20 protein-coding genes, 1 other RNA gene and 4 pseudogenes are annotated in these 23898 nt (G+C 35.5%); 17 read left to right on the top strand and 8 right to left on the bottom strand.

Annotation, left to right across the window (positions count from 1 at the left end; all coding sequences use genetic code 11):
* Positions 1-56: 56 nt before the first annotated feature.
* A complete protein-coding gene (locus BMW38_RS07870) occupies positions 57-299 on the top strand; it encodes a hypothetical protein (protein WP_004643085.1) in 243 nt (80 codons plus the stop codon).
* A gap of 38 nt (positions 300-337) precedes the next feature.
* Here BMW38_RS07870 and BMW38_RS07865 read toward each other — a convergent pair whose 3' ends face one another.
* Complete coding sequence (locus tag BMW38_RS07865; protein ID WP_092707081.1) at positions 338-793, bottom strand: hypothetical protein; 456 nt, start codon at positions 791-793, stop codon at positions 338-340.
* Positions 794-934: 141 nt separating this feature from the next.
* On the opposite strand from BMW38_RS07865, the gene BMW38_RS07860 reads away from it, so the two are divergent.
* The 8 genes from BMW38_RS07860 (at position 935) to BMW38_RS07825 (ending at position 12641) form a co-directional block, all read left to right on the top strand.
* A complete protein-coding gene (locus BMW38_RS07860; RefSeq protein ID WP_092707079.1) occupies positions 935-1795 on the top strand; it encodes an alpha/beta hydrolase family protein in 861 nt (286 codons plus the stop codon).
* A 324-nt stretch (positions 1796-2119) separates the two neighbouring features.
* Entirely contained in the window at positions 2120-4975 is a 2856-nt protein-coding gene (ptsP, locus tag BMW38_RS07855) for a phosphoenolpyruvate--protein phosphotransferase (protein ID WP_092707077.1), read from the top strand.
* A gap of 15 nt (positions 4976-4990) precedes the next feature.
* On the top strand, positions 4991-5938 hold the full coding sequence (pfkB, locus tag BMW38_RS07850) for a 1-phosphofructokinase (protein WP_092707074.1): 948 nt from the start codon (positions 4991-4993) through the stop codon (positions 5936-5938).
* Positions 5925-7643, top strand: a complete 1719-nt coding sequence (locus BMW38_RS07845) for a fructose-specific PTS transporter subunit EIIC (RefSeq protein WP_092707072.1) — start codon at positions 5925-5927, stop codon at positions 7641-7643. The genes pfkB and BMW38_RS07845 overlap by 14 nt, the downstream gene beginning before the upstream one ends.
* Positions 7644-8482: 839 nt before the next feature.
* On the top strand, positions 8483-8947 hold the full coding sequence (locus BMW38_RS07840; RefSeq protein WP_002121027.1) for a MarR family winged helix-turn-helix transcriptional regulator: 465 nt from the start codon (positions 8483-8485) through the stop codon (positions 8945-8947).
* A 196-nt stretch (positions 8948-9143) separates the two neighbouring features.
* Positions 9144-9359 carry a hypothetical protein gene (locus BMW38_RS07835; protein WP_003652142.1) on the top strand — a complete coding sequence of 72 codons (216 nt, stop codon included), beginning with the start codon at positions 9144-9146 and terminating at the stop codon, positions 9357-9359.
* 601 nt (positions 9360-9960) lie between these two features.
* Entirely contained in the window at positions 9961-12057 is a 2097-nt protein-coding gene (locus tag BMW38_RS07830) for a sensor domain-containing protein (RefSeq protein WP_092707070.1), read from the top strand.
* A gap of 140 nt (positions 12058-12197) precedes the next feature.
* Positions 12198-12641 carry a universal stress protein gene (locus tag BMW38_RS07825; RefSeq protein WP_005040033.1) on the top strand — a complete coding sequence of 148 codons (444 nt, stop codon included), beginning with the start codon at positions 12198-12200 and terminating at the stop codon, positions 12639-12641.
* A gap of 56 nt (positions 12642-12697) precedes the next feature.
* Here BMW38_RS07825 and BMW38_RS07820 read toward each other — a convergent pair whose 3' ends face one another.
* Positions 12698-14140, bottom strand: a complete 1443-nt coding sequence (locus tag BMW38_RS07820; RefSeq protein ID WP_092707068.1) for a glucose/sorbosone family PQQ-dependent dehydrogenase — start codon at positions 14138-14140, stop codon at positions 12698-12700.
* A gap of 275 nt (positions 14141-14415) precedes the next feature.
* On the opposite strand from BMW38_RS07820, the pseudogene BMW38_RS19600 reads away from it, so the two are divergent.
* Positions 14416-14511 (top strand): annotated as a pseudogene (locus tag BMW38_RS19600) (SOS response-associated peptidase); the annotation flags it as partial.
* Between the two features lie 242 nt (positions 14512-14753).
* Complete coding sequence (locus tag BMW38_RS07815) at positions 14754-16208, top strand: SulP family inorganic anion transporter (protein WP_092707066.1); 1455 nt, start codon at positions 14754-14756, stop codon at positions 16206-16208.
* Between the two features lie 47 nt (positions 16209-16255).
* Here the strand turns inward: BMW38_RS07815 and BMW38_RS07810 are convergent, their stop codons facing one another.
* The 4 genes and pseudogenes from BMW38_RS07810 to BMW38_RS07800 all read right to left on the bottom strand — a co-directional run.
* Complete coding sequence (locus BMW38_RS07810; RefSeq protein WP_092707064.1) at positions 16256-17434, bottom strand: S8 family peptidase; 1179 nt, start codon at positions 17432-17434, stop codon at positions 16256-16258.
* 252 nt (positions 17435-17686) lie between these two features.
* Positions 17687-17800, bottom strand: a complete 114-nt coding sequence (locus BMW38_RS19595) for a hypothetical protein (RefSeq protein ID WP_227558840.1) — start codon at positions 17798-17800, stop codon at positions 17687-17689.
* A 200-nt stretch (positions 17801-18000) separates the two neighbouring features.
* Positions 18001-18278, bottom strand: a pseudogene (locus tag BMW38_RS07805) (DUF6527 family protein).
* A 531-nt stretch (positions 18279-18809) separates the two neighbouring features.
* Positions 18810-19118, bottom strand: a pseudogene (locus tag BMW38_RS07800) (alpha/beta hydrolase); the annotation flags it as partial.
* On the opposite strand from BMW38_RS07800, the pseudogene gigD reads away from it, so the two are divergent.
* Both gigD and BMW38_RS07790 read left to right on the top strand, forming a co-directional pair.
* Positions 19116-19402 (top strand): annotated as a pseudogene (gene gigD / locus BMW38_RS07795) (Lrp/AsnC family transcriptional regulator GigD); the annotation flags it as partial. The pseudogenes BMW38_RS07800 and gigD sit on opposite strands and share 3 nt — an antisense overlap.
* 30 nt (positions 19403-19432) lie before the next feature.
* Positions 19433-19966 carry a GNAT family N-acetyltransferase gene (locus BMW38_RS07790; protein WP_092707060.1) on the top strand — a complete coding sequence of 178 codons (534 nt, stop codon included), beginning with the start codon at positions 19433-19435 and terminating at the stop codon, positions 19964-19966.
* Here BMW38_RS07790 and BMW38_RS07785 read toward each other — a convergent pair.
* A complete protein-coding gene (locus BMW38_RS07785) occupies positions 19963-20277 on the bottom strand; it encodes a hypothetical protein (RefSeq protein WP_092707058.1) in 315 nt (104 codons plus the stop codon). The genes BMW38_RS07790 and BMW38_RS07785 overlap by 4 nt on opposite strands.
* A 462-nt stretch (positions 20278-20739) precedes the next feature.
* Here BMW38_RS07785 and BMW38_RS07780 point away from each other — a divergent pair, with 462 nt between their 5' ends.
* From BMW38_RS07780 to BMW38_RS07765, 4 genes are all read left to right on the top strand, one after another.
* Positions 20740-21426 carry an HAD-IA family hydrolase gene (locus BMW38_RS07780; RefSeq protein WP_213031124.1) on the top strand — a complete coding sequence of 229 codons (687 nt, stop codon included), beginning with the start codon at positions 20740-20742 and terminating at the stop codon, positions 21424-21426.
* On the top strand, positions 21410-21838 hold the full coding sequence (locus BMW38_RS07775) for an RNA-binding S4 domain-containing protein (RefSeq protein ID WP_004643101.1): 429 nt from the start codon (positions 21410-21412) through the stop codon (positions 21836-21838). The genes BMW38_RS07780 and BMW38_RS07775 overlap by 17 nt, the downstream gene beginning before the upstream one ends.
* Before the next feature lie 145 nt (positions 21839-21983).
* Entirely contained in the window at positions 21984-23030 is a 1047-nt protein-coding gene (gene recA, locus BMW38_RS07770) for a recombinase RecA (protein ID WP_005040004.1), read from the top strand.
* A 56-nt stretch (positions 23031-23086) separates the two neighbouring features.
* Positions 23087-23569 carry a regulatory protein RecX gene (locus BMW38_RS07765; protein ID WP_045431055.1) on the top strand — a complete coding sequence of 161 codons (483 nt, stop codon included), beginning with the start codon at positions 23087-23089 and terminating at the stop codon, positions 23567-23569.
* Positions 23570-23584: 15 nt separating this feature from the next.
* Here the strand turns inward: BMW38_RS07765 and ffs are convergent.
* Positions 23585-23681, bottom strand: an RNA gene (gene ffs, locus BMW38_RS07760) — signal recognition particle sRNA small type.
* Positions 23682-23898: the final 217 nt, after the last annotated feature.

Below are 23898 nucleotides of genomic sequence, written 5' to 3'. Positions count from 1 at the left end.
AAACAAATTCTTGACTAAAACATTAGGTTTTAGTACCACCACAAGGAGGGATGGAGATGTTATCATTACATTTCAACAAACAAGTCTTCATTAACACTCTGAACAGCAAAGATTCAGTTGTTTATGGAGTAACGCCGCTTGCTCTTATGCTGACTTTACTGTTTCAAGGTATGATTAAAGGAAATCTGAAGCCCGAATACTTTATGTATGCGATGGTTGTTTCTTTCATATTTTGTCTGTGGGCCTTTGTCGATCATAAGATGCGAAAATTAGCTAAACGACGTCTTAGTCAACAATAATTGTAAGATTAAAAAAATGGATGAGTGATCATCCATTTTTATATACCTAAAAATAAAAAAACTGTTCCCATAACTAAAATAGCTGTAGCTAATAATTCAGCAATAATCAATGCAACCATCATTAAAGACATTAACCATGAAGGTAGGTTAAAACGACCTAACCGATGGGGTTGTTTAAATTGATTTGTCGTGTCCTGTAAGTACCCATGTACGATATAAACTAAAATTGAAAAACTAAAAAACAAGAGGTTTGCTAACACACACCACAAAGTAATATTTTCGCTTAAAACAGTAAAATAACTTAGCACAGCAAGAATTAAACTCGCAGCTGCGTAAAGTAAGCTACTTCGATGAGCAATATCCACATAATAATGTGCACGACTTAATTCCGAACGGCGTATTTGCCAATATTTCCATACCCCTGTTAACATTCCTATCCATAAAAATATGCCACTAAAAACAATCGCTAATTGTACAGCTTTTGGTAAATCCATCTTTTTCCCAATTATTCGTTTTATTAAAATTTAATGAGCTGTATAGCATAAATCCTGACTTTATAGTCACATTTTAATCAAGTATCATTTTAGAACTCATGTAAATTAAAGTCATCAACAAGCTAATCATTACGTAATATTATGGATAACACTTTTGAATCATTTTGGATAACCTGCGAAGATGGTTATCAACTTGCTGCACAATTTTATCCAGCTCAATCAAAAAAATCGGCAAATCCTGTTTTGATTTGCCCAGCCACAGGTATTACCAAAAATTTTTATCATGCTTTTGCTACATGGTTAAGCCAACAAGGTTATGAAGTATTAAGTTTTGATTTCCGTGGAATTGGAGACTCATTGCATGGACCTTTAAAGCAAAGCGATGCAAGTATTAATGATTGGGGAACGCTTGATATTCCTTGTGCAATTGATGCTTTATTAGAAAAAACACAAGCAGAACAAGTAACTCTTCTTGGCCATAGTGCTGGGGGGCAACTATTAGGAATTGTGCCTAATTTTCGCAAAGTAGCAAAAGTTGTTGCGATAGCAGGTTCTACTGGCAACGTAAAAGGTCTTAAAGGTAAAACCAAGTTTTTGGCACCTGTCATGTTTAAGGTTATCTTTCCAATTTCTAGTACTTTAAAAGGTTATGGCGCTACTCAATTTATTGGGATGGGTGAAAACTTGCCTAAAAAAGTTGCTCAACAATGGAGAGAGTTTTGTAGCAACCCAGGCTATGTAAAAAATGCCATAGGTAAAACTGTCTTTCAGGATTTTCATACTGAGATTATTTGCCCGATTACTTCGATTTGGGCAAGTGACGATGAAATTGCCACTCAACATAACGTTGAAGAATTATTAAGTTTATATCCTAATGCATCTACTAAAATGCTAGAGCTAAGCCCTCTAAAACTCGGATATAAATCAATCGGACACATGTTAATGTTTAAAAAATCACATCAAAAGATCTGGCCTCTTTTAGAGCAAGAAATTCAATACTAATTTTCAATTCATCATTTACTTTTTGCCTCTATACCAGTAATCCGGTTTAGAGGTTTTTTTATTATTAAAACACCCTTCTCTTTTATAAAATAATCTTATTAAATTTATAGTTATCATAAGATAAGTAAAACATATCCGACATTCACTTCTTTGTATTAAAAACGAGCATTTTTTTACGTAAATACGTCGATATAGCTTTAAAGTTCTGCTATGGTAATTTATCTGAAGCTGTTGTTTAAAAACGGTTAAACTAACCTATTTTAATACAAACAGCTTCTTTTTTTCTGTTTTAGCTAAAGCCAAAGAAATTGTTCAAGGATAATTATGCTAGCACTAGAGCCTCAACATATTCATATGAATCAACATGCTGTTGATAAACAACATGCATTACAGTGTCTAGTAGATATATTAGTGAAAGATGGGTTGGTTACTCCTGACTATATAACAGGACTTATCAACCGTGAACAGCAAAGTGCGACCTATTTAGGTCAGGGAATTGCAATTCCCCATGGGACGCCTCAGTCACGAGAATTTATTTTAAAAACTGGTATTCGTTTAGCCCATTTTCCAGAAGGAATAATATGGGATGGGGAAAATACGATTTATTTAGCTGTTGTTATTGCAGCAAAATCTGATGAACATTTACAAGTATTACAAATATTAACTAGAGCGTTAATGCAGGATGTAAGTGAACAAGTAAAAAATGCATCAAAACCTGAGCAAATTATTGAACTATTACAAGCTCAACCATTATCTTTAACACTACATGAAAATTTAATTCAAACTGAAATTGAAGCTCAAGATATTGAAGATTTGTTTTGGGCAGCAACTCAAGTACTAAAAAAACAGAATTTCGTAAAATGTGGTTTCTTAAGTTCTTTAGCTCCAGAGCAAGTCATTCAGTTGCAAGACCAGATCTGGTCTGTTTCTAGTAATCAGTTTGTGCAACAACCAGCTATTAGTATTGTAAAACCACGTCATCCTTTAGATGTAAACGGGCAGAAACTAAATACTTTAGTCTGTGTTGCTGCAAATGATCAGTTAGATAGCCAAAGATTTAATAGGCTGATTGATATTTTATTTAATCCAGAACAAGTTGCTCAATTAGATCAAACCCAAGCACCAAATGAAATTGCTAAAATTATTGGTGCGGAAGTGATTCCCGATTGGCCAAACCGCTCAGTTGTATTGGCCAATGCACATGGATTACATGCCAGACCCGCGACTCATTTAGTGAACTTAACAAAAACTTTTCAAGGCGATATTCAAGTTGCAGTAGATGAAGGTAGTTTTGTTTCAGCTAAGAGTTTGACTCGCTTATTGGCTTTAGGATGTAAACGAGGTCAAACTTTACGTTTCATTGCAGAACCAGGAACAGATGCAGTAGAAGCTTTAGATAAAGTGATTTTGGCAGTACAACAAGGCTTAGGGGAAGAAATTGAACCGCTACTCTCTTCCGATACCAAAGAAGACCAAAAACTTCAAACAGTAATATCATTACCAAAAACATTGAGTACAAATACCGGGATTCCGGCTTCTAGTGGTTTAGCTTTTGGCCCAGTGCATGTCATTAAACCTAAAGTTTACCAATATGAACGTATGGGTTTAAGTGTTAAAGCTGAGAAAGAGAAACTTGATATTGCTCTTCATGCAGTTAAAAATAATATTCACCAAGTGATTGCGAAATCTGAAGCTTCTGAAATTAAGCAAATATTCCAAGCACATTTAGAAATGTTGGATGACCCCGATCTTATTAATGGTGTTTATCAAAAGATTAACTTAAACCTTTCTGCCCCTGCTTCTTGGCATGAACATATTGAAGCAGCAGCTAAAGAGCAAGCGGCTTTACCAGACCGTTTACTCGCTGAGCGTGCTACAGACTTACGTGATATTGGTGATCGAGTTTTGGCTCAACTCTGTGGTGAAGTTATCATCGAAGAACCTAAAGAGCCTTATATCCTAATTATGTATGATGTGGGACCAAGTGATGTGGCTCGCCTCAATAAAGATCGTGTTGCTGGTATTTTAACAGCTGTTGGCGGTGCTAGTGCCCATAGTGCTATTGTTGCGCGTGCTTTAGGTATTCCTGCAATTGTTGGTGCTAGTGATCAAGTATTAGATATTGAGCAGAAAAGCTCTCTTCTAATTAATGGAGACACGGGAGCTTTCGTTTTAGATCCAACTACTCAACAAATTGAACACGCAAAACAAGAACGTGAGCTTCAACAAAAAATTCGTGAAGAAGCTGAACGCCACTGCCAAGAACCTGCGATTACTCTAGATCAACATCAGATCGAAATTGCAGCCAATTTAGGAAAAGTTCAAGCCACAGCCCACGCAGTAGAATGTGGCGCGGAAGCAATTGGCCTGCTTAGAACAGAGCTGGTTTTTATGGCTCATAGTAGCGCCCCAAATGAGGCAGCCCAAGAAGCAGATTATCGGGTTGTCTTAGATGCACTTGCTGGTCGTCCTCTCGTAGTACGCACTTTAGATGTAGGAGGCGATAAACCTCTGCCTTACCTACCAATTGCAGAAGAAGAAAATCCGTTTTTAGGACTAAGAGGTATTCGCTTAACCTTAAGACGGCCAGAGCTATTGCGTCAACAGCTTACTGCTTTGCTTAAAGCCGCAGATGATCGCCCTTTAAGAATCATGTTCCCAATGATTGGCCGTGTAGAAGAATGGCGTGCTGCTAAATCAATTCTTGATGAAGTAAAAGCTGCATATACATGTGCGAACTTACAAGTTGGCATTATGATAGAAGTTCCTTCTGCCGCATTACTTGCCCCTATTCTTGCTCAAGAAGTGGACTTTTTCAGTATTGGAACAAATGACTTAACTCAATATACCTTAGCCATTGACCGTGGCCATCCTATCCTCTCTGCTGAAGCAGATGGTCTGCATCCAAGTATTTTACAATTGATTGATCAAACAATAAAAGCTGCACACAAACATGGCAAATGGGTAGGAGTATGCGGTGAACTAGCGGCTGATCCAAAAGCTGTGCCTATTCTTATGGGATTAGGTGTAGATGAACTCAGCATGTCCCCGAATAGTATTCCCTTGGTAAAAGCGCAGATTCGTACACTAGACTACAGCCAAGCTCAAATACTTGCACAGCGCGCACTTGAATGTGATAGCGCCCCTGCTGTACGTCAGTTATCCGAACAAGAACTGTAAAGATTAGGAATGGTAATGGCTAAAATTTTAACAATTACTTTAAATCCTGCAATTGATGTCACGATACAACTCAATGAGTTGCAGATAGGTGAAGTAAATCGCCAAGAATCTGTAGAGATTCATGCTGCTGGAAAAGGGCTTAATGTTGCACAAGTTTTAAAAGATTTAGGACATGATGTTATTGTTTCCGGTTTTCTAGGAAATAGTAATCGACAGATTTTTGATACACATTTTGAGCAAGTTCAATTTCAATCTGAATTTATTTATATTGAGGGTGAAACGCGCCAAAATATAAAAATTGCTGAACATTCCGGCCGTATGACCGATTTAAATGGAAAAGGATTTTTAGTATCTGAACTGGATAAAAAGAACCTATTCCAAAAAATTGAAATGATTTTGCCGCAAGTAGAAGTCGTTGCTATTGCTGGTAGCCTTCCACAAGGTTTTGGTATTGATGAGTTTCAGAAGCTTATTAAGCTGATTCAAAAACATGGTAAAAAAGTTGCCCTTGATACAAGTGGTAAAGCGTTAGTGGCTGCAATTGAATGCCAACCATGGATGATTAAACCAAACACCGATGAGTTAATAGAAAGCTATCAGCTTCCTGCCACAACCTATATCCAGCAAAAAGAGCTTTTTAAAAATTTAGCTAAAATTGAGCATGTCGTTATTTCGATGGGTGAAGACGGTGTAAACTGGCTACATGAAACACATCCACTACATGCCCAAGCCCCTAAAGTGATCGTTAAAAGTACCGTTGGTGCGGGCGACTCTCTTTTAGCCGGCATGATTCACGGCTTAATAAATAACTTCTCTGCCGAAGAAACATTGAAAACGGCTACGGCAATTGCGAGCCATGCTGTAACACAAATTGGCTTTCGTATTCCAAATGCTGAAATGCTAAACCAATTAAAAGCCCAAACTACAATCAATTCATTGAGTGAATCTGATGCCAACTGCTAAACATTTATTATTTGTCATTAATAGTCCGCAACAGCAAGTCAATGCTTTGATTTTAGCTCGAAAGCTTGCACAGGTAGCATCCCAACAGGGTTACGAAAATAATATAATTTCGCTCGATGAATTCGAAGAAAATCAAAACTTTGATCAAATCATTGTTATTGGACAACGTCCGAAAAATCTTAATATTTTTGGTACACACCCTTTATCTTTAATTAGCATTGAAGAAATCAAAAATGATGCTCATTCAGCTTTCCAAGCTGGCTTAGATCATTTAAAGCCAGCTCAAGATTGGCAGAGTGATAATACGCCATCGCCAAATAAAGCGACTAAATTTGTTGCAATCACTGCGTGCCCTACAGGTGTTGCTCATACCTTTATGGCTGCTGAAGCATTACAACAAGGTGCAGAAAAACTTGGTTATGATATTGAAGTAGAAACACAAGGTTCCGTTGGTGCAAAAAATATTTTATCAGCCCAAGCTATTGCTGAAGCGGACATCGTGATTCTTGCTACTGATATTGAAGTTAATACAGACCGTTTTGTGGGCAAGCGTGTTTACCGATGCGGTACTGGTTTTGCATTAAAGCAAACAGATAAAGCTTTTGCTGAAGCGATTAGTAATGCACAAGTTTTAGATCAAGGTAAGCAACAAACATCAGCAGAGAACAAGGATAAAACCGAAAAAGTTGGCGTATATAAACATCTCTTAACAGGTGTTTCTTATATGTTACCTATGGTGGTGGCTGGTGGTCTTCTAATTGCCCTATCCCTATGCTTTGGCTTAAATGCTGCTGAGCAAGCCGGAAGTTTACCAGCCATATTAAAACAAATTGGGGCCGCTGCATTTATGCTCATGGTCCCGATGTTATCGGGTTATATTGCCTACTCCATTGCTGATCGCCCTGGCCTCGCACCTGGCTTAATCGGCGGCTTACTCGCCTCTCAATTACAAGCAGGCTTTTTAGGCGGCATCGTTTCAGGTTTCCTTGCGGGCTATATCGCACTTTTTATTGCAAAAAAACTCAAACTTCCTACTAGTCTAGAAGCACTTAAACCGATTTTAATTATTCCTTTGTTAGGAACATTATTTGTCGGCCTTATTATGTTCTATGTGGTTGGACAGCCTGTAGCACATATTTTCGAGCTCATGAAAGACTTCCTGAATAATATGGGTACAACAAATGCTGTGTTAATGGGAATTATATTAGCAAGCATGATGTGTATCGATTTAGGTGGCCCAATCAATAAGGCAGCCTACGCTTTTACTGTGGGATTGCTTACAACAAATACCTATATGCCTATGGCAGCAACAATGGCGGGTGGTATGGTCCCTGCTATTGGTATGGCTATTGCGACTTTCGTGGCTAAAAATAAATTTAGTACAGGAGAGAAAGATGCCGGAAAAGCCGCTTTTGTACTAGGTTTATGTTTTATTTCAGAAGGTGCAATTCCTTTTGCAGCAAAAGACCCAATGCGCGTTATTCCGACTTGTATTTTAGGTGGTGCAGTAACTGGCGCACTTGTTGCACTATTCCACTGCGAGTTAGTTACTCCTCACGGCGGTGTATTTGTTCTTTTAATTCCAAATGCAATTAATCATGCTTGGTTATATCTTGCTGCAATTGCTGCTGGCAGTATTGTTACAGGAATAAGCTATGCAATTGTTAAGAAAAAAGTAGAAGAAAAAATTGTAACCATTTCATAATTTAAAAAGGGAGAATTAATATTCTCCCTTTTTTTTAATTAAATACTATTCAACAATCTGTTTTAGTAGTGCTTATATCATTTAATCTGAGTAGCTCTTGCCATAATCTGTACTGGCACTTCTTCTATCAACATTACAGTTAAAGTTGGGTCTTTTTTTGGGGATTTAGTAGATGAACGGCATACTGCCTGAGTAAAAATTGTTAAAAATATAATTTATAGACAAAAAAACTAAATTTATAACGCTAATCATTCAACTAGTTTTTTTAATTTTATATAAAATAATCAATAAATTACCCAAAAAACCCATTTTATTTTGCTAAATAATAGATGATTCATGTTAAATGTATGGTAAATTTCATTAATAATAAAATAAATTAAAACATTGATATTTATAAATATTTTTTATTTAAATATCTTGATTTTTCATAGTTATGACTTTAGAGACAAAAACTATCTCGTTCAATGCCACGGTCAAATCATAATTTTTTTTCTACGATGCGTTTGCAAGCCAATATCGTTTAATTAACGATCAAGCAAGCCTAGATGCAATCTTGTATATCTGTTCAAAGATTTTAAGGAATTAATGACTATGACTTATCAAGTCACATTAATTTTCAACAAACTTTGACTATAGAAGAAAAGTATTTGTAGTTTGTGCAAAGTATAGGGATGTTTATCAAGACAAGGGGAACTAAACCATGTCATTGTTAAATTTAGCTATATAAATTTTGCTCAGCAAGTAAAGTCCTGATATAACTTGCTTGATGAAACTATATTTTTCAACTATTAAAGATAGTTCACCAGAAATGCGATCCACCAAGGTATGGGGAAAAGTCAATGACAAAGAAGTATGCGCGTTTTTTACCTACAACAGAATCTTTTACTCTTGAAGATTTTCCATATTATTGGATTACTCAAGTACATGCTCAGTATGTACAAAATATTGATAATGCTTTAAAAAAATATGGTTTAGATAACTCACGTAGACGCATTATGTTGGCTTTAAGCAGTAAGCCCCATGCGAGTGTTTCTGAACTTTCAGATATGATTATTTCAAAAATGTCGACAACGACTAAAATTGTCTATCGCTTAAAAGATGAAGGTTTGGTTGAAACTTATTCTTGTCAGACCGATGGTCGAATCACCCGCGTGGTACTTACAGAAAAAGGTACTGAAATGATCAATAAGATTAATGATCTAACCAGTGTAGTACTCGAGCAATCATTCGAAGGTATCACCCCATTGCAATTAGAAAAAATGATGGAAAGTTTAAAATTACTTTTAAAAAATCTTTCCCGTTAAAAATGGAATAGATCTTTTACTCGTCAGTAATACCTAAGCTCTCTTCAGGAGAGCTTTTTCTATTTTAATGCCTCGTCTAAGCATTGATAGAAACAATACCCTACATAAAATAATCAATTAACTTCACATCTGTTGACTTGAGCTCTTAACTCCAGTAGAAATTCTCTTTCAATAACTGAATAGCAAATTTTTGAAAATGGCTAAAAGAAAATACAAAAGTGACAAGTTTCAAGTGCGCCGTATTAACCGTCAATGGTGGGTACTTGAAAAAGACCTCGAATCAAACTGCTATTTAAAACATGAACAAGTGGCAACGAAAACCTTAGCAAACAACTATGCAGATGATTATATTGAACAATACTATATGAATCTTTACATTCAACAAGAGTTGAAAAAACCTGAAACTGTATAAAAAAGCCATTTGGCTTTTTTTTATTTTTAATAGTTTAAAATTATAAAATCAAAAATTAGGAATAAAAAAAAACCTACATCTTGGGGAAAATGTAGGCTATAAAATGCACAAAAAGGAAATATATATCCTTCTTGATGAAAAGAATTTTACGATAATATAAGCCTTTATTTTATATTACTTTTGTAAACTTAATGGTGGTTATTGTATTTATCTAGAATTTTTTAAACCTGCCCCTCTTTATATATTGTGGTTAAAATTTGTTTTATTAAAATTTTAACCACAACAATTTACTTTGCATCATTTTTATAATTTATTTTCATTAGTTTTATTAAGATAGGTTTCTAAAGACAATTATAAGTTTCTGTTTTAATAAGTTTTTTACAAAAATAAGCATAAATCTTTTTTTTAACTTAACACAGATAAAAATCAATAAATAACAAAAACATAAATTAAATATTAAGTATATAATATATTTAACACCTCAATTTTAGTTCAAAAAAAAGACAGGTGAAAATTATTTATTGCTGTTTTGATTACTACAGAAAGATTACAATAATGACTTATAAATAGATTAACCCCATACAATCTTTCTAGGCATGTTATGACTTCAATGTCGAACAACACCCAAAAGCATTTTATTGTTGAGCAAATTCCACTACCGACTTGGGTGAGTGATGAAAATGGCTTGATATTATATTGCAATGTAGAGTGTACAGAATATTGGCAGGATACTTTTTCTCCATTACCTCAGCAATGGTTAGATTTTATATCTCCTGTCGATTTAGATGAAGTCAAAAATAGATGGCTCGAAGCAATTCGCCTGCAAAAAAGAATAGAATTAAAATGTCGACTTTTACAAAGTGGCAATCAATATAGATGGTGCAAACTTTCTATTCAAGCCTCCAAATATCGCGGCTCTTCTTTATCCAGTGAATGGTATGTCAGCTTTTTAGATATTGACCACGATATTCAAGAACAACAAAACTTGCAAAAGAATATTGAAATACAAAATCAAATGTTAGACATCAGTGTTGATTGCATTAAAGTATTAAATGTTGATGGCACAGTTTCTCATATGAATAAATCAGGATGCCTCGCTTTAGGCGTTCCTGTTGATGAAACAGAATTTGGAATGAAATGGCTTGAGCTTTTACCACCTCATATTCGTAAACGTGGACGCGTCGCTTTAAAAAAAGCCCTTCAAGGCAAAGTTGCCAGATTTGCTGGAATGAGCTGTTTACCAGATCAGGACCCCGAATATTGGGATAATATGCTGACCCCGATTCATCGGGAAAATGGTGAAATCGGACAAATACTTTGTGTATCTCGTAACGTTACTCAACAGCATTTGACAGAAAATCAGCTTAGAAATATGAGTGAAAGAGATGACCTAACCGGATTATGTAATCGGCGCTCATTTAAATTTCAACTTAAACGTACCCTTGCATATTCAAAAGATAGTCAAACAAGTGTGGGTTTACTATTAATTGATCTTGATCATTTTAAGCATATTAATGACACTTTAGGGCATAGCGCAGGTGATCATCTTTTAAAAGTTTTATCCAAACGCTTTAGTCATTGTGTTGATGATGAAAGATGCTTTGTCGCAAGACTAGGTGGAGATGAGTTTGCGGTTATTATTAATAACCTTAAATCTGAAAATGATGTTCGTGACCTAGCAGCCATTTTACTTCAGCAGTTAAATCAACCTATCACCTATTTAGGTAATGTTCTCAATGGTGGTATGAGTATTGGTTGTGCCATTTATCCTCAAGATGCCGTAGACCAGTCAGGTTTACTCAGTTGTGCGGATATGGCATTGCATGACTTAAAAGCGCGTGGTCGTGGTGGTATTCGCATGTATGATCCATGCATGATGCAAATGACCGAAACAGTCGCATCTCAACTTAATTTAGCACGCCAGCTTATTCGCCATCATACCATCCAGCCCTACTACCAACCCAAAGTAGATTTAAGAACTCATCGTGTTGTAGGTTTTGAAGCTCTATTACGATGGCATACTACTTCAGCCCAAAGAGGTTACCCTGCACAAATTGCAGAGGCTTTTAAAGATTATAATTTAGCGAGTAAGATCGGTGAAACTATGCAACATCAAGTTTTACGTGACATCGCAAAATGGATAGATCTTGGTATTAAACCTCTTCCTGTTTCGCTCAATGCTGCACCAGTTGAGTTCTTAAGAGACAACTATGCTGAAAAGCTTTTGAAAAAGATCAATCAATTTCAAATACCGACACATTATATTGAAGTAGAAGTCACCGAACATATGCTTGGCGACCGAGGTTCAGAATATGTGATCCGGGCACTTAATAAATTAAAACAGCATGGAGTCCACATTGCACTAGACGACTTTGGTACTGGTTTTTCGTCGTTAACCCATATTCGCGATTATCCAATTGACAGCTTAAAAGTAGATTGTAGTTTTATACAAAAGATGCAACATGACCCATCAATTTATGCGATTGTCCAAGCCATTGGTTTACTCGCTCCAAATTTATCACTGGGGCTCATTGCAGAAGGAATTGAAACTCCAGAACAAGAAGAACTACTTCGACAATTTGGATATAGTATAGGTCAAGGATTCTTGTTTGAGTCCGCTATAGATGCCAATCAAGTCATTTCAATACTAAAACAGAATCAACCCTACTTAGAAAGTCATTACAATGCTTTAAGATAAAATCTTTAATAAACTTTCTCGCTTCTATTCATACTAAAAATAAACAATAACTTTTTAAAATTTGTTCATAATATAAGCATAAAGATAATAAGTCGGTGTTTTGACACCATACATTGTCATAGGACAATAAGGAGCAATATATGAGTTATCACCATATCTTGGTTCCAGTCGATGGTTCTCCTACTTCACTCATTGCTGTTAATCATGCAGCAGCACTTGCTAAAGCCTTCGGTAGTAAAGTGACTCTAGTATATGCGCTTACTATAGATCCTTTCATTTCTGTAGAATTCATTGATAGTACAGAATTAGCACAGGATTATTTTAATAAAGCTAGAGCATCGATTCAGGGTATTTTAGACCAAGCGAAAGAACAATTTAGCCAACATGGAATTTATGTTGAGACAAAAATTGTTGAGGGTCAAACAATCCACACAGAAATTATTAAAGCAGCTACCGAGCTCAAAGCAGACTTGTTAGTCATTGGTTCTCATGGTCGAAAAGGGTTTAAAAAGTTCTTCTTAGGAAGTGTGACTCAAGCTCTTTTAGGAGAAATTCATTTACCGGTATTAGTCGTAACTGAATAGTTTTTCTGAAGCTAAAAAAACCGATCTTATGTAGATCGGTTTTTTAATAGCCTGTTTTACTGAGCTTTATATGTAAATCTAATCAGAGATCCTGGATTTTCTAATGTATTCGTTACAGAGCCATCATCTTTTTGGACATTTCCGGAAGTATCAGTCAATACATATAAAACATTCCCATCTGGACTGGCAATCACGTCACGATAACGGTTATTGCTCTTAAACATCGGCACAGCATCATCATAAGTAGCACTGTAAGTTGGATCCAGCTTAATACGGAAAATAACACCGCGCTTTAAAGATGGAACCAATAATGTATTTTCCCAACCAGAAATTGCTTTTTTGCCTCCCTTATAGACATAAGCAGATGATGGCGCAACTGTTGGCCAGCAAATGTAGGCCATATCCCCACAGGTAGGGTCATTATAGTTATAGGTATCTTGGACGGTATATAAAGTTTTTAACGGTGGTACAAAGTTTTTACCAGTCCATTCAGACTCTTTCATCACAGGTACACCTGCCGCTACTTTTACTCCATTTTGCCCTAAATCTTTAATTTGTGACTTATTGGTTGCTGCCGAATAATTTGCATAAGCATAACCGCTGTCATCTTTGTAACCTGCTACATTTGGCCAACCATAGTTACCACCTTTAACAATGAGATTAATTTCATCGTCAGAGTTTGGACCTTGTTCAGATTGCAACAGTTTACCATTTGGAGTAAATGCCAAGCCCTGTGGATTACGATGACCGAGCGTATAAATATGGCTAATTACACCGTTAAAGCTTGGATTATCTTTTGGAATACTTCCATCCAGATTTAAGCGTAATACTTTACCCATATAGGTATGATAGTCTTTGCCGCTCAGTTCCTGTTGAGTCGGCGTATGTTGTGCTTGATTTGGCAAGAATAAATAAGCCAGTTGGTTACGCCCCTGATCACCAATCGTATAGTAAATCTTTTGGTCTGGACCAATCACAAGACGACCCGACTGATGGTCTTTCGATGAAGGTAATCCTGCTAATAAATCTACTGGTTTCTCAAGAGTATCAGTTGCCTTGTTATAGGTATATCGACGGATAATAGTTTGATTTGGTAATTCTTTATCTGTAGATTTCGGATTTTTAAATGTACCTGAAACATAGATATAAGGATTATTTTTAAAGTCAGGATGAAAGGCAAAACCCAATAAACCGTTTTGTCCATCAGCATCATTTACAATCTCAGGAACCTGAAAAACTGTTTTTACACTGCCTGATTCAGGGTTAACTCTTAGAATCTTGCCTGTTGCCCGCTCTGTTAACCAAATTTGATTATCAGGTCCCCACAACAAAGCATGCGGCTTATTTAAATTAGATAAAATAACTTTCTTGTCAAAGTTTTCTGTTTTTGCTTTTGCAAATTGAGCGGGAGTAAGAGGGACATCAGCAAATGCTGAATTGAGTGTAAGTAGCTGAGCAGCACCTAATAAAGTAATTTTAGCCAATAAATGTTTATTCATATGTCCACCTTATAAATTGTCAAAATTTTCCGAGAATTTTTAAACCGTTAATAAAGGGTTTGTAGGAGTTCTCTATATGATTTGTATTATGATGAATAACGAATCTATTAAAATCTAAATTTCTGAAAGGCTCTGTTGCATAAAAGTAGCTATTAAAAAGAGATAAACACTCTCACTAAGCCTTTTTAAGATGAGTAACTTAATGCTAATTTTGATCTATTTTTATACGTGCTCAATTAATTTTATATCTTAATATTTTTTTGAAATGGTCATCTAAAGTTAGCGCAACATCGCTATTAACCATGAATGCAGATCAGTATCCTTTCTTAAAACAATTTCATAAACCCAATGATAAAAAACATTCAATTATAAAGTTTTTGCTACGCTAATTTCCTAAGCTCAGGTTAGTCAACCTTAAAAACTTATGCTATTCTTCGGCCACTTTTTAAAGCCTCAAATTCTCTATTCCCATGACACTTACGCCACCTTAAGTTTATTTACCCTTACCCATTGTAAATAACTCATCACTGTTTAGTGATGTGGTGTAGTCGCTTGTGTTGATATATCACATCACTAGCGTTTTCAAAATTTAGAACTATAGGCTATCCCCCTCATGTTAACGAATGTCCGAGAACAATGGTTCTCTAATGTCCGTGCAGATATTCTTTCTGGTCTTGTTGTTGGTCTTGCTTTAATTCCTGAAGCAATTGCATTTTCAATTATTGCGGGTGTAGACCCGAAAGTTGGGTTATATGCGTCTTTTTGTATTGCAGTCATTATTTCATTTGTAGGCGGTCGCCCCGCTATGATTTCGGCAGCTACGGGTGCCATGGCTCTAGTCATGACTACACTGGTAAAGGACCATGGGCTTCAATACCTATTTGCAGCAACTGTTTTAACTGGTGCCATACAGATCTTAGCTGGATATTTCAAACTCGCCAAACTCATGCGTTTTGTTTCCAAATCAGTCGTTATTGGGTTTGTTAATGCCCTAGCCATACTCATTTTTATAGCCCAACTACCAGAATTGGTAAACATGACGTGGCATGTCTACTTATTGGTAGCAATTGGTTTAGCAATTATTTACCTATTCCCCTATATACCCAAAATTGGAAAGTTTTTTCCTTCCCCTCTTATTTGTATTGTCGTCGTTACACTACTCGCCATTTTTCTAGGTATTGATGTTCGAACGGTTGGTGATATGGGTTCATTACCAGATACCTTACCTATATTTTTAATTCCAGATATTCCTTTTAATTTAGAAACACTGCTTATTATTCTTCCCTATTCATTAGCCCTTGCTGCTGTTGGTTTACTTGAGTCAATGATGACAGCAACAATTGTTGATGAAATGACGGATACACCAAGCGATAAGTTTCAAGAGTGTAAAGGTCAAGGGATTGCCAATATTGCCTCAGGCTTTATGGGAGGAATGGCCGGTTGTGCCATGATTGGTCAATCCATGATTAATGTAAAATCGGGTGGTCGCACACGCCTATCTACATTTTGTGCAGGAATATTTTTACTGATTTTAGTTGTATTCTTAAGTGATTGGCTAAAAGTAATTCCAATGGCCGCTCTTGTTGCTGTCATGATTATGGTGTCAATCAGTACTTTTGAATGGAAGTCGCTTATTCACTTTAAAGCGAATCCTAAAAGTAGCAATGTCGTTATGATTGCAACTGTCATTGTTGTTGTGGCTACCCATAACCTAGCACTAGGCGTATTAACCGGTGTTTTACTTTCCGCGTTGTTCTTAGCCAATAAACTTGAAAATGATATTCATGTAAATACATCCTTTGAAGGTGAAACGCGTGTGTATGATTTAAGAGGACAAATATTTTTTAGTTCTTCTGAAAAGTTTATGCAAGGGTTTAACTTTAAGGAAGATGTAAAAGAAGTCATTATTGATCTTACACACTCACATATTTGGGATGTAACTTCAGTAGCAATGCTTGATTCGGCCATCAATAAATTTCAAAAAAATGGCATAAAAGTTACTGTACGCGGCTTAAATGAAGCCAGTTCAATCATGATTGATAAATATGGTACTCACGCTAAAATTTAAAAAAGGTCCTTCGGGACCTTTTTACGATCTACAGATTAAATTTTTTATTAAGGAGATTTATACAACAAACGATTTGGACTACCAGATGGATTTTTTATCACATTGCTACTTGCTTGATTTAAAAGATTAGTAGAGATGGTTTGTGGCGTCGCAGTGGGTGTACTTTGCAGCATTTCAGCAACGACACCTGCAACATGTGGCGTAGCCATCGATGTTCCATTTAGAACTTTAGTAGCCGTATTACTGCCTATCCAAGAAGAATTAATTTGGCTTCCCGGTGCAAAGATATCAACACAGCTTCCATAATTAGAATAACTTGCGCGCATATCAGTACTATCTGTAGCAGCAACTGTAAGTGCTTTACTTACTCTTGCAGGTGATGCACTGCAAGCATCAGTATTTGAGTTTCCAGCAGCCACCACCATGACATAACCATTATTAAATAAATTTTCAACTGCACTATCTAAAGAGGTACTCGCATCTCCACCTAATGACATATTCACAACTGCTGGTTTTTTACCATTTTTTAATATCCAATCTAAACCAGCAATCACATTACTAGATGCACCAGAGCCATCACATCCTAAAATCCGAATTGGAACCAAATTTACATTCTTAGCAACACCATAAGTACTTCCACCAACCGTTCCGGCAACATGAGTACCATGCCCATTACAGTCAGTTGTACCATTCCCATCAGATATTGCCGTATACCCACTTAATACCCGCCCAGAAAATTGTTGATGGCTAGACAATATACCTGTGTCAACAATATAAGCTGTCGTACCAGAACCCGTCTGTAAATATGAATAAGCAGAATTTAAAGGTAAAGCTTTTTGGTCAATACGATCTAGTCCCCAATCCGGATTACTCTGCGTAGTGGCATCAATTTTCATGACTGTATCGTTTTCTATAGAAAGTACTTGCGGATTTTTTTTCATTGCTTCGACAAAAGCAGTGGCCGCTGTCTCGGGTAAATAAATTGCGAAACCCTGAAGTACAGTGTCATATGACTGTAAGACCTTAGCACCATGTTGCTTAGCAATATTTTGGGCAAAATCTATAGATGGTCCAGCATCTTTATTGAGAATAACAATATATTGGTTTTTAATAATTCCCTTTGCTTGAGAAGAATCTAGTAAAGAACTGGTTGTGTTTGGTGCTGCATGGACTAGATTGACGGCGGCCATTGTTAAGAAAGCAGCCGATACTTGGCAAAACTTCATGAAAAATCTCCATATCTTTTATTCATACATCGTTGTTATGATTTGTACTGTCGTTATATTTAAGAATTAAAACATTTTTGGTAAGAAATTTTGCTTGAACTCCCTTGCATCAAAACTAAATCATATTTTCATAAAACTTTGTTTTATACAACGCTAGTATCTTTTTTAGATCAAAAATGTGAACCAATTCTAAAAATTAGAGAATTATAGGTTTGGGTTTAAAGATTAATTATTATTCTTACCTATAAAATTTCAAGAAGGATCTACAATATAAAAATATATAATCATTACCAATAATATAAAAGTAGAAAGTGCAAGATAGGTACCAACTGTATTAAAACTTCGCAAAAATTTCCAGATATCCATAAAAACATAACAAAACAATTATTTATAAAAATTATTTCAGAATTTAAATAAATCAGCAATCAGAAGAGATTTACAATTTTTTTAACTATAAAGGTTCAGTATTAAATACGTAAAAAAATATTACTTAAAAAAATAAAAATAAAATAAAATAAAATAAAATAAAATAAAATAAAATAAAATAAAATAAATATATTATACAATTATAAATTATTCGTGATTTTTAGTTCAGGCAATTCCAATTTTTGTCCCGCTAAATGATGTTTACAATTAAGAGAATATTCAATAAAACCTTCTTCTATAAAATAATGACAACGCCAATGATACTTATGCTCGGATTAAATGTTGGTTTTTCAAGGCTACCGTTAAAGAACCACTGATTCCCATTAGAAAAGGGGTGCTCTACCGGAATATAGTGGAAATGCCCACAAGCTGGACACATATGTACATACATCCCACCTTCAAAATATTGTACTTTCATAAAGGCTCCTTTTTAAATAAAAAAGCCAACCCATATGAGCCGACTAAATCTATCCACGTAAGAACACTACCTATTATTTAATTATTCGTTATAGTTTTCTCTTTTTTGTTTTTCTGCTTTTACTTTAACCAAGAGATATTACAGATTGATGAAGATTTTTTTAATTATGTTTTACATAAATTTTATTATGAAATGATTTTATAAGCACACATTTAAAAAACTATAGATTCTAAATAAGTTCTAAAATCATAATAAATAACTATTATATTTTACTTTTAATTAAAAAATAAAAAAGTCCGTATCTTGGGAAGCTACGGACTTAAAAACTCATCTAAACAACAGCTAAACATTTTGTCGCTTAGTGAGAAAGCACTATCTTTTTAATCTAATTAAGTTCTATATTCAGGTCAAGAACAACTCGCACTTTCTGTAAAAATCAGGGTAAGTTGTGATTTATCTCACATTTATCTTATGATCGGCTTAGGTTAAGAATTTTATAAAACAATATGGCATATATTATTTTTCAAATACTTAACTTAATATATGCCTAAAATAATACTCTAAAATCGTATAATGATTAATGTGAGGAATAAGTGAAAAAGATACTAACCTCTGTTCTTGATCTTTTTTACTTTCAAAATAGTTTTGGCTTTGCCATTTCAATTCTTCGAGTTCAAGTTCTCCACATAAAATTGTGCACGGGATATCAATCCGCTCTTTATGATGAATAGGGCTATATTTCAAAATATCTTCTTTTGTCAAATTCAGCGCATGATTTAAATGAGTCTTTTGTATTGGCTCTAAATCATAAATTCCACTTAATAAGACCATCTCAGATATGAAAAATTAGGCATAAAAATTGAGGCAATTGTTGAAATTAAACTTACACAATTAACCGAAAACGATCACAACTTTTTTTAAGCCAGATCAAAAATTTTGATGAAGTCATTAATGCTTATATTATTACAGGCAAATCTAATTATGTTTTGCACGTTGCGACTAAAGATTTAAATTCGTTTTCCCATTTTGTCATTAATACCTTAAACAAAATTAAAGGTGTCGTCAGTATTAATTCCAAAATCATTTTACAGAAGATTGTGCAGAAACCGCTAACCTTCTTATGAAAAAGATATCGTTTATTAAAGAGTTATTCTATGATTGAAACTGAACGTCTAATCCTAAGACAATGGAAAGAAAGTGACTTTGAACCTTTTATCAAAATGGGCCTAGATCAAGACGTCATGCAATTTTTCCCAAGCCTTCTAACACCTCAAGAAAGTCTTAACTTAATCCAGAAAATTTCACGTCTCATTGATGAAAATGGTTGGGGCTTTTGGGCAGTAGAGTTAAAAGAAAGCCATCAATTTATCGGATTTATTGGTTTACACAACCAACCTGAACAATTTGATTTTTCTCCATGTGTCGAAATTGGTTGGAGACTTGCAAAAGAATTCTGGAAACAAGGTTATGCTACCGAAGGAGCAAAAGCAGTTTTAGACTATGCTTTTAATGTACTCAATTTAGATAAAATCGTTTCGTTCACAGCTACTCTTAATAAACCATCTCAAGCTGTAATGGAAAGGCTTAGAATGCAGAGAGTTAAAAACTTCGATCACCCGAAAATCCCTCCCCATCACCAATTAAGACCACATGTTCTTTATGAAATATCTTGTGAAAGAAATACCTAGTCATCAAAATCATAACCAACAGAGGTTGAAAACTCCCAATATTTATTGATTTTATTTGCTATTTCTTCTTTCTCCATACTGGTGAGCACATAGAAGAGTTTAGCCTCTTTATTTTTTCTTAAGATTAATAAATTATAGTAATCATATTCAGGACCATTAAGTCCTAAATTAGGCTGCCACTCACCTTCATTTATTTGAGTTTCACAGTGTTTCTCAGCTTTATAGTGCCATTCCAATTTATAAGTATCGAGGCCATCAGCAGCATTAATAACTATGCCATCATTGGCTCCTCCAATAAATCCAATTTTCATTGCCTTCTCTAAATTCTTATTAGGATAATTTTCAATATAGCGCTAATTGAGTATTCTTCAATTTATATATTGTTTATCAAAAAGTATCGTATGTAAGCAAAAATAACGATCATTAATATGGTTCACATAAACGTACAGCACGATTTAAATATCTAATTTATAAAATCCAATCCATTCCTTTTTACTTTAACTAAAAGAAAAATCTTTTCTCCTCAAAACCATTTCATTACTCTTTTTTTTATGCAAAATTACGCGGTACTTCTAGACTAACTACTGTCCATGCCAGCTATAATATTATGTACAAACTTTTGTACAATTTTTTGTTTGTTGCATGAATTACTTTGTTGAGCTTTGAATTTCTTTGAATGCAACAAAACACTCATAAATTATTATTTTTTAAAGGTTATATGACAAAATCATTTGAAAAATTGTGCTTTGAATACCTTTGGAGATTTTTGACGCATGTCTAAGATTGTAATGTTTGATATGGATGGAACACTATTAGATCTTGCCTTCGATGACTTCATTTGGAATGAATGTCTTCCTGAACGACATGCGAAAATACATCAAACTCCACTCGCCGAGAGCAAAAAAAAGCTATATCAGTTTTATCAATCACATCGGCACACTCTTGTTTGGTATTCATCAACCTATTGGACTAAAACAGTAGGCGTTGATGTACTCAAATTACAACAAGAATTTCAATCTAAAATCCAAGCTCGCTCGGACTGTTTTGAGCTTCTACAACAACTTAAAGAACTGGAATACACCTGTTGGCTAGTGACTAATGCTGACCGCGCTAGCTTACGCTTAAAACTCGATAATATTGCAATCGAACATTTTTTTGACGTAATCATATCAAGCGAACAAGTTGGTTATGCCAAAGAAAATATTAATTTTTGGAAAGAACTCCAGCGACTACACCCCTTCAATTCAGATGAAACAATTTTTATTGACGATACGACCCCGGTATTAAAAACAGCAGAAAAATTTGGTATTAAACACTTGTTTACTATCTCACAGCCCTCAAGTCTAAAGGGTATAAGACAGCTTCAGGAACTAGAATATAAAGCACTAGATCGACTTACAGAGTTGCTGTCTATATTGAATCAAATTAATAGAAAGGATAACGATGTCAAAATTGCGTGAAGACGATGCTGTAGAGACCATGCGTGTTGACAAATGGCTATGGGTTGCTCGTTTTTTTAAAACTCGTTCAATTGCTAAAGCAGCAATCGAAGGAGGTAAAGTACATCACAATAATGAACGTGTAAAAGTTTCCAAAGAAATTCGAGTGGGAATGGAGCTTATTATTCAGCAAGGGTTTGATAAAAAAACTATTGTAATAAAAGCGCTTTCCAATACACGTGGCCCAGCGCCAGTTGCACAGCAACTTTATGAAGAAACCGAAGTGAGTATTGCTAGACGGGAGTTGATTGCATCCCAACGAAAATTGCATAATCTAGCTCGACCTGACCATAGACCGGGTAAAAAGGATCGTCGACAAATTATTCGGTTTAAACAGGAGAATGATCAAAATTGGTCATACGATGATGAATAAAAACGTCGAGTTGTGTCGCACACACACATACAACACATAGAAGCTATAGAAAAAATCTGTCACTATTAACCCAGTGAAACAAGTTGAGATTCAATGCATCCACTTGGGTTAAACGTGATGAACATAGAGTATTGAGGTTTTTGAGATGGATGAGAATAAAAGCAAAGCATTACAAGCCGCGCTAAGTCAAATTGAGAAACAATTTGGCAAAAATACGGTGATGCGTCTCGGTGACAACACTGTTCAAGCTGTTGAAGCTGTATCTACAGGCTCTTTGACTTTAGATATTGCATTGGGGATTGGCGGTTTACCAAAAGGCCGTATTGTCGAGATTTATGGTCCAGAATCTTCTGGTAAAACCACAATGACTCTACAAGCGATTGCACAATGTCAAAAAGCTGGCGGTACTTGTGCATTTATCGATGCAGAGCATGCATTAGATCCACAATATGCACGTAAACTCGGTGTGGACATTGATAACCTGCTTGTATCACAGCCTGATAACGGTGAACAAGCTCTCGAAATTGCGGATATGCTAGTTCGTTCTGGCGCAATTGATATGATTGTTGTCGACTCAGTCGCTGCTCTTACCCCTAAAGCAGAAATTGAAGGTGAGATGGGTGACTCTCATATGGGCTTACAAGCTCGCTTAATGAGTCAGGCACTTCGTAAAATTACTGGTAATGCTAAACGCTCAAACTGTATGGTTATTTTCATTAACCAGATTCGTATGAAGATTGGGGTAATGTTTGGTAGCCCTGAAACCACGACTGGTGGTAACGCATTGAAGTTCTACGCTTCTGTACGTTTAGATATTCGCCGTATTGGTCAAGTAAAAGAAGGCGATGAAATCGTCGGCTCTGAAACTCGAGTTAAAGTTGTTAAAAACAAAATGGCTCCTCCTTTCAGAGAGGCTCTTTTCCAAATTCTCTATGGTAAAGGCACAAACCAGCTAGGCGAACTTGTAGATTTAGCTGTACAGCAAGATATCGTACAAAAAGCAGGTGCTTGGTATTCATATCAAGGTAATAAAATTGGTCAAGGTAAGAACAATGTTATTCGCCACTTTGAAGAGAACCCTCAAATGGCTGGAGAGATTGAACGTAATATCCGTGAACAACTGTTAACAACAGGTACTAATACTGCTCAAGTTGAAGATGAAGAAGAAGCTGATCTTTTATTAGAATCTTAATTATTCATAAGCCTTAAAACGCCCTTCGGGGCGTTTTTTTACAAGGGAATCCTAATATGTTCAAAAGAACAGAAGAACAGCCTCAACAACGAGCTCCGCTTACTGGCCAGCGTTTACGCTCGTATGCATTTGCTTTACTAACTCGTCGGGATTATTCCAAAGCAGAGCTTACTGAAAAATTGACTCGTTATGCTCAGAATCCAGAAGAGGTTAAGCAACTCGTTGAAGAGCTTTCTGAACAAAATTATCAAAGTGATCAACGTGTTGCTGAACAAATGCTTGCTAGCCAAATTCGTAAAGGTAGAGGACCAAAACGCATTCAACAAGCTTTAAAAACTAAACAACTTGAAAATGATTTAATTGCAGATGAAATTCATGATATTGATTGGGTAGAGCAAGCATATGAGCTCAAAGTGAAAAAATTTGGTGAAGAAGTAGAAAAAGATCCAAAGCTTAAAGCAAAACAAATTAGATTTTTACAATATAGAGGATTTGATTTAGATGTAATTATTAAAGCAGTCCAACGGAGAGTGGACTAATAGAAATGGTGGCAGCCCCACTAGCAAAACTTCGGCACATCATAGATCTGCTACCGTTGCTACCTTCCGGTCCTGGCGGGGTTCACAGAGTACAATTGCGAAGCCACCAGCAGGGCTACCATTGCCAGACAAAGTATAGAGATTTTTAAAAGAGTTGCAAGCCTTCTTCCTAGTTTTAAGCAAGTTTATGTTTCGATTGATTAATTCATCAGCAAAAATACATAACTTTTTATACTTCCCTCTCCCTTATTCTTTTTTGTATCTTATTTTGGATAAAATATGCTTGAAGATTGTAAACTATTCTTGCATTTATATTGTTAGCTGTTTTA

The organism is Acinetobacter sp. yr461, assembly GCF_900110445.1.
Taxonomy (GTDB): domain Bacteria; phylum Pseudomonadota; class Gammaproteobacteria; order Pseudomonadales; family Moraxellaceae; genus Acinetobacter; species Acinetobacter calcoaceticus.
This window is presented reverse-complemented; position numbering and strand designations above follow the sequence as displayed.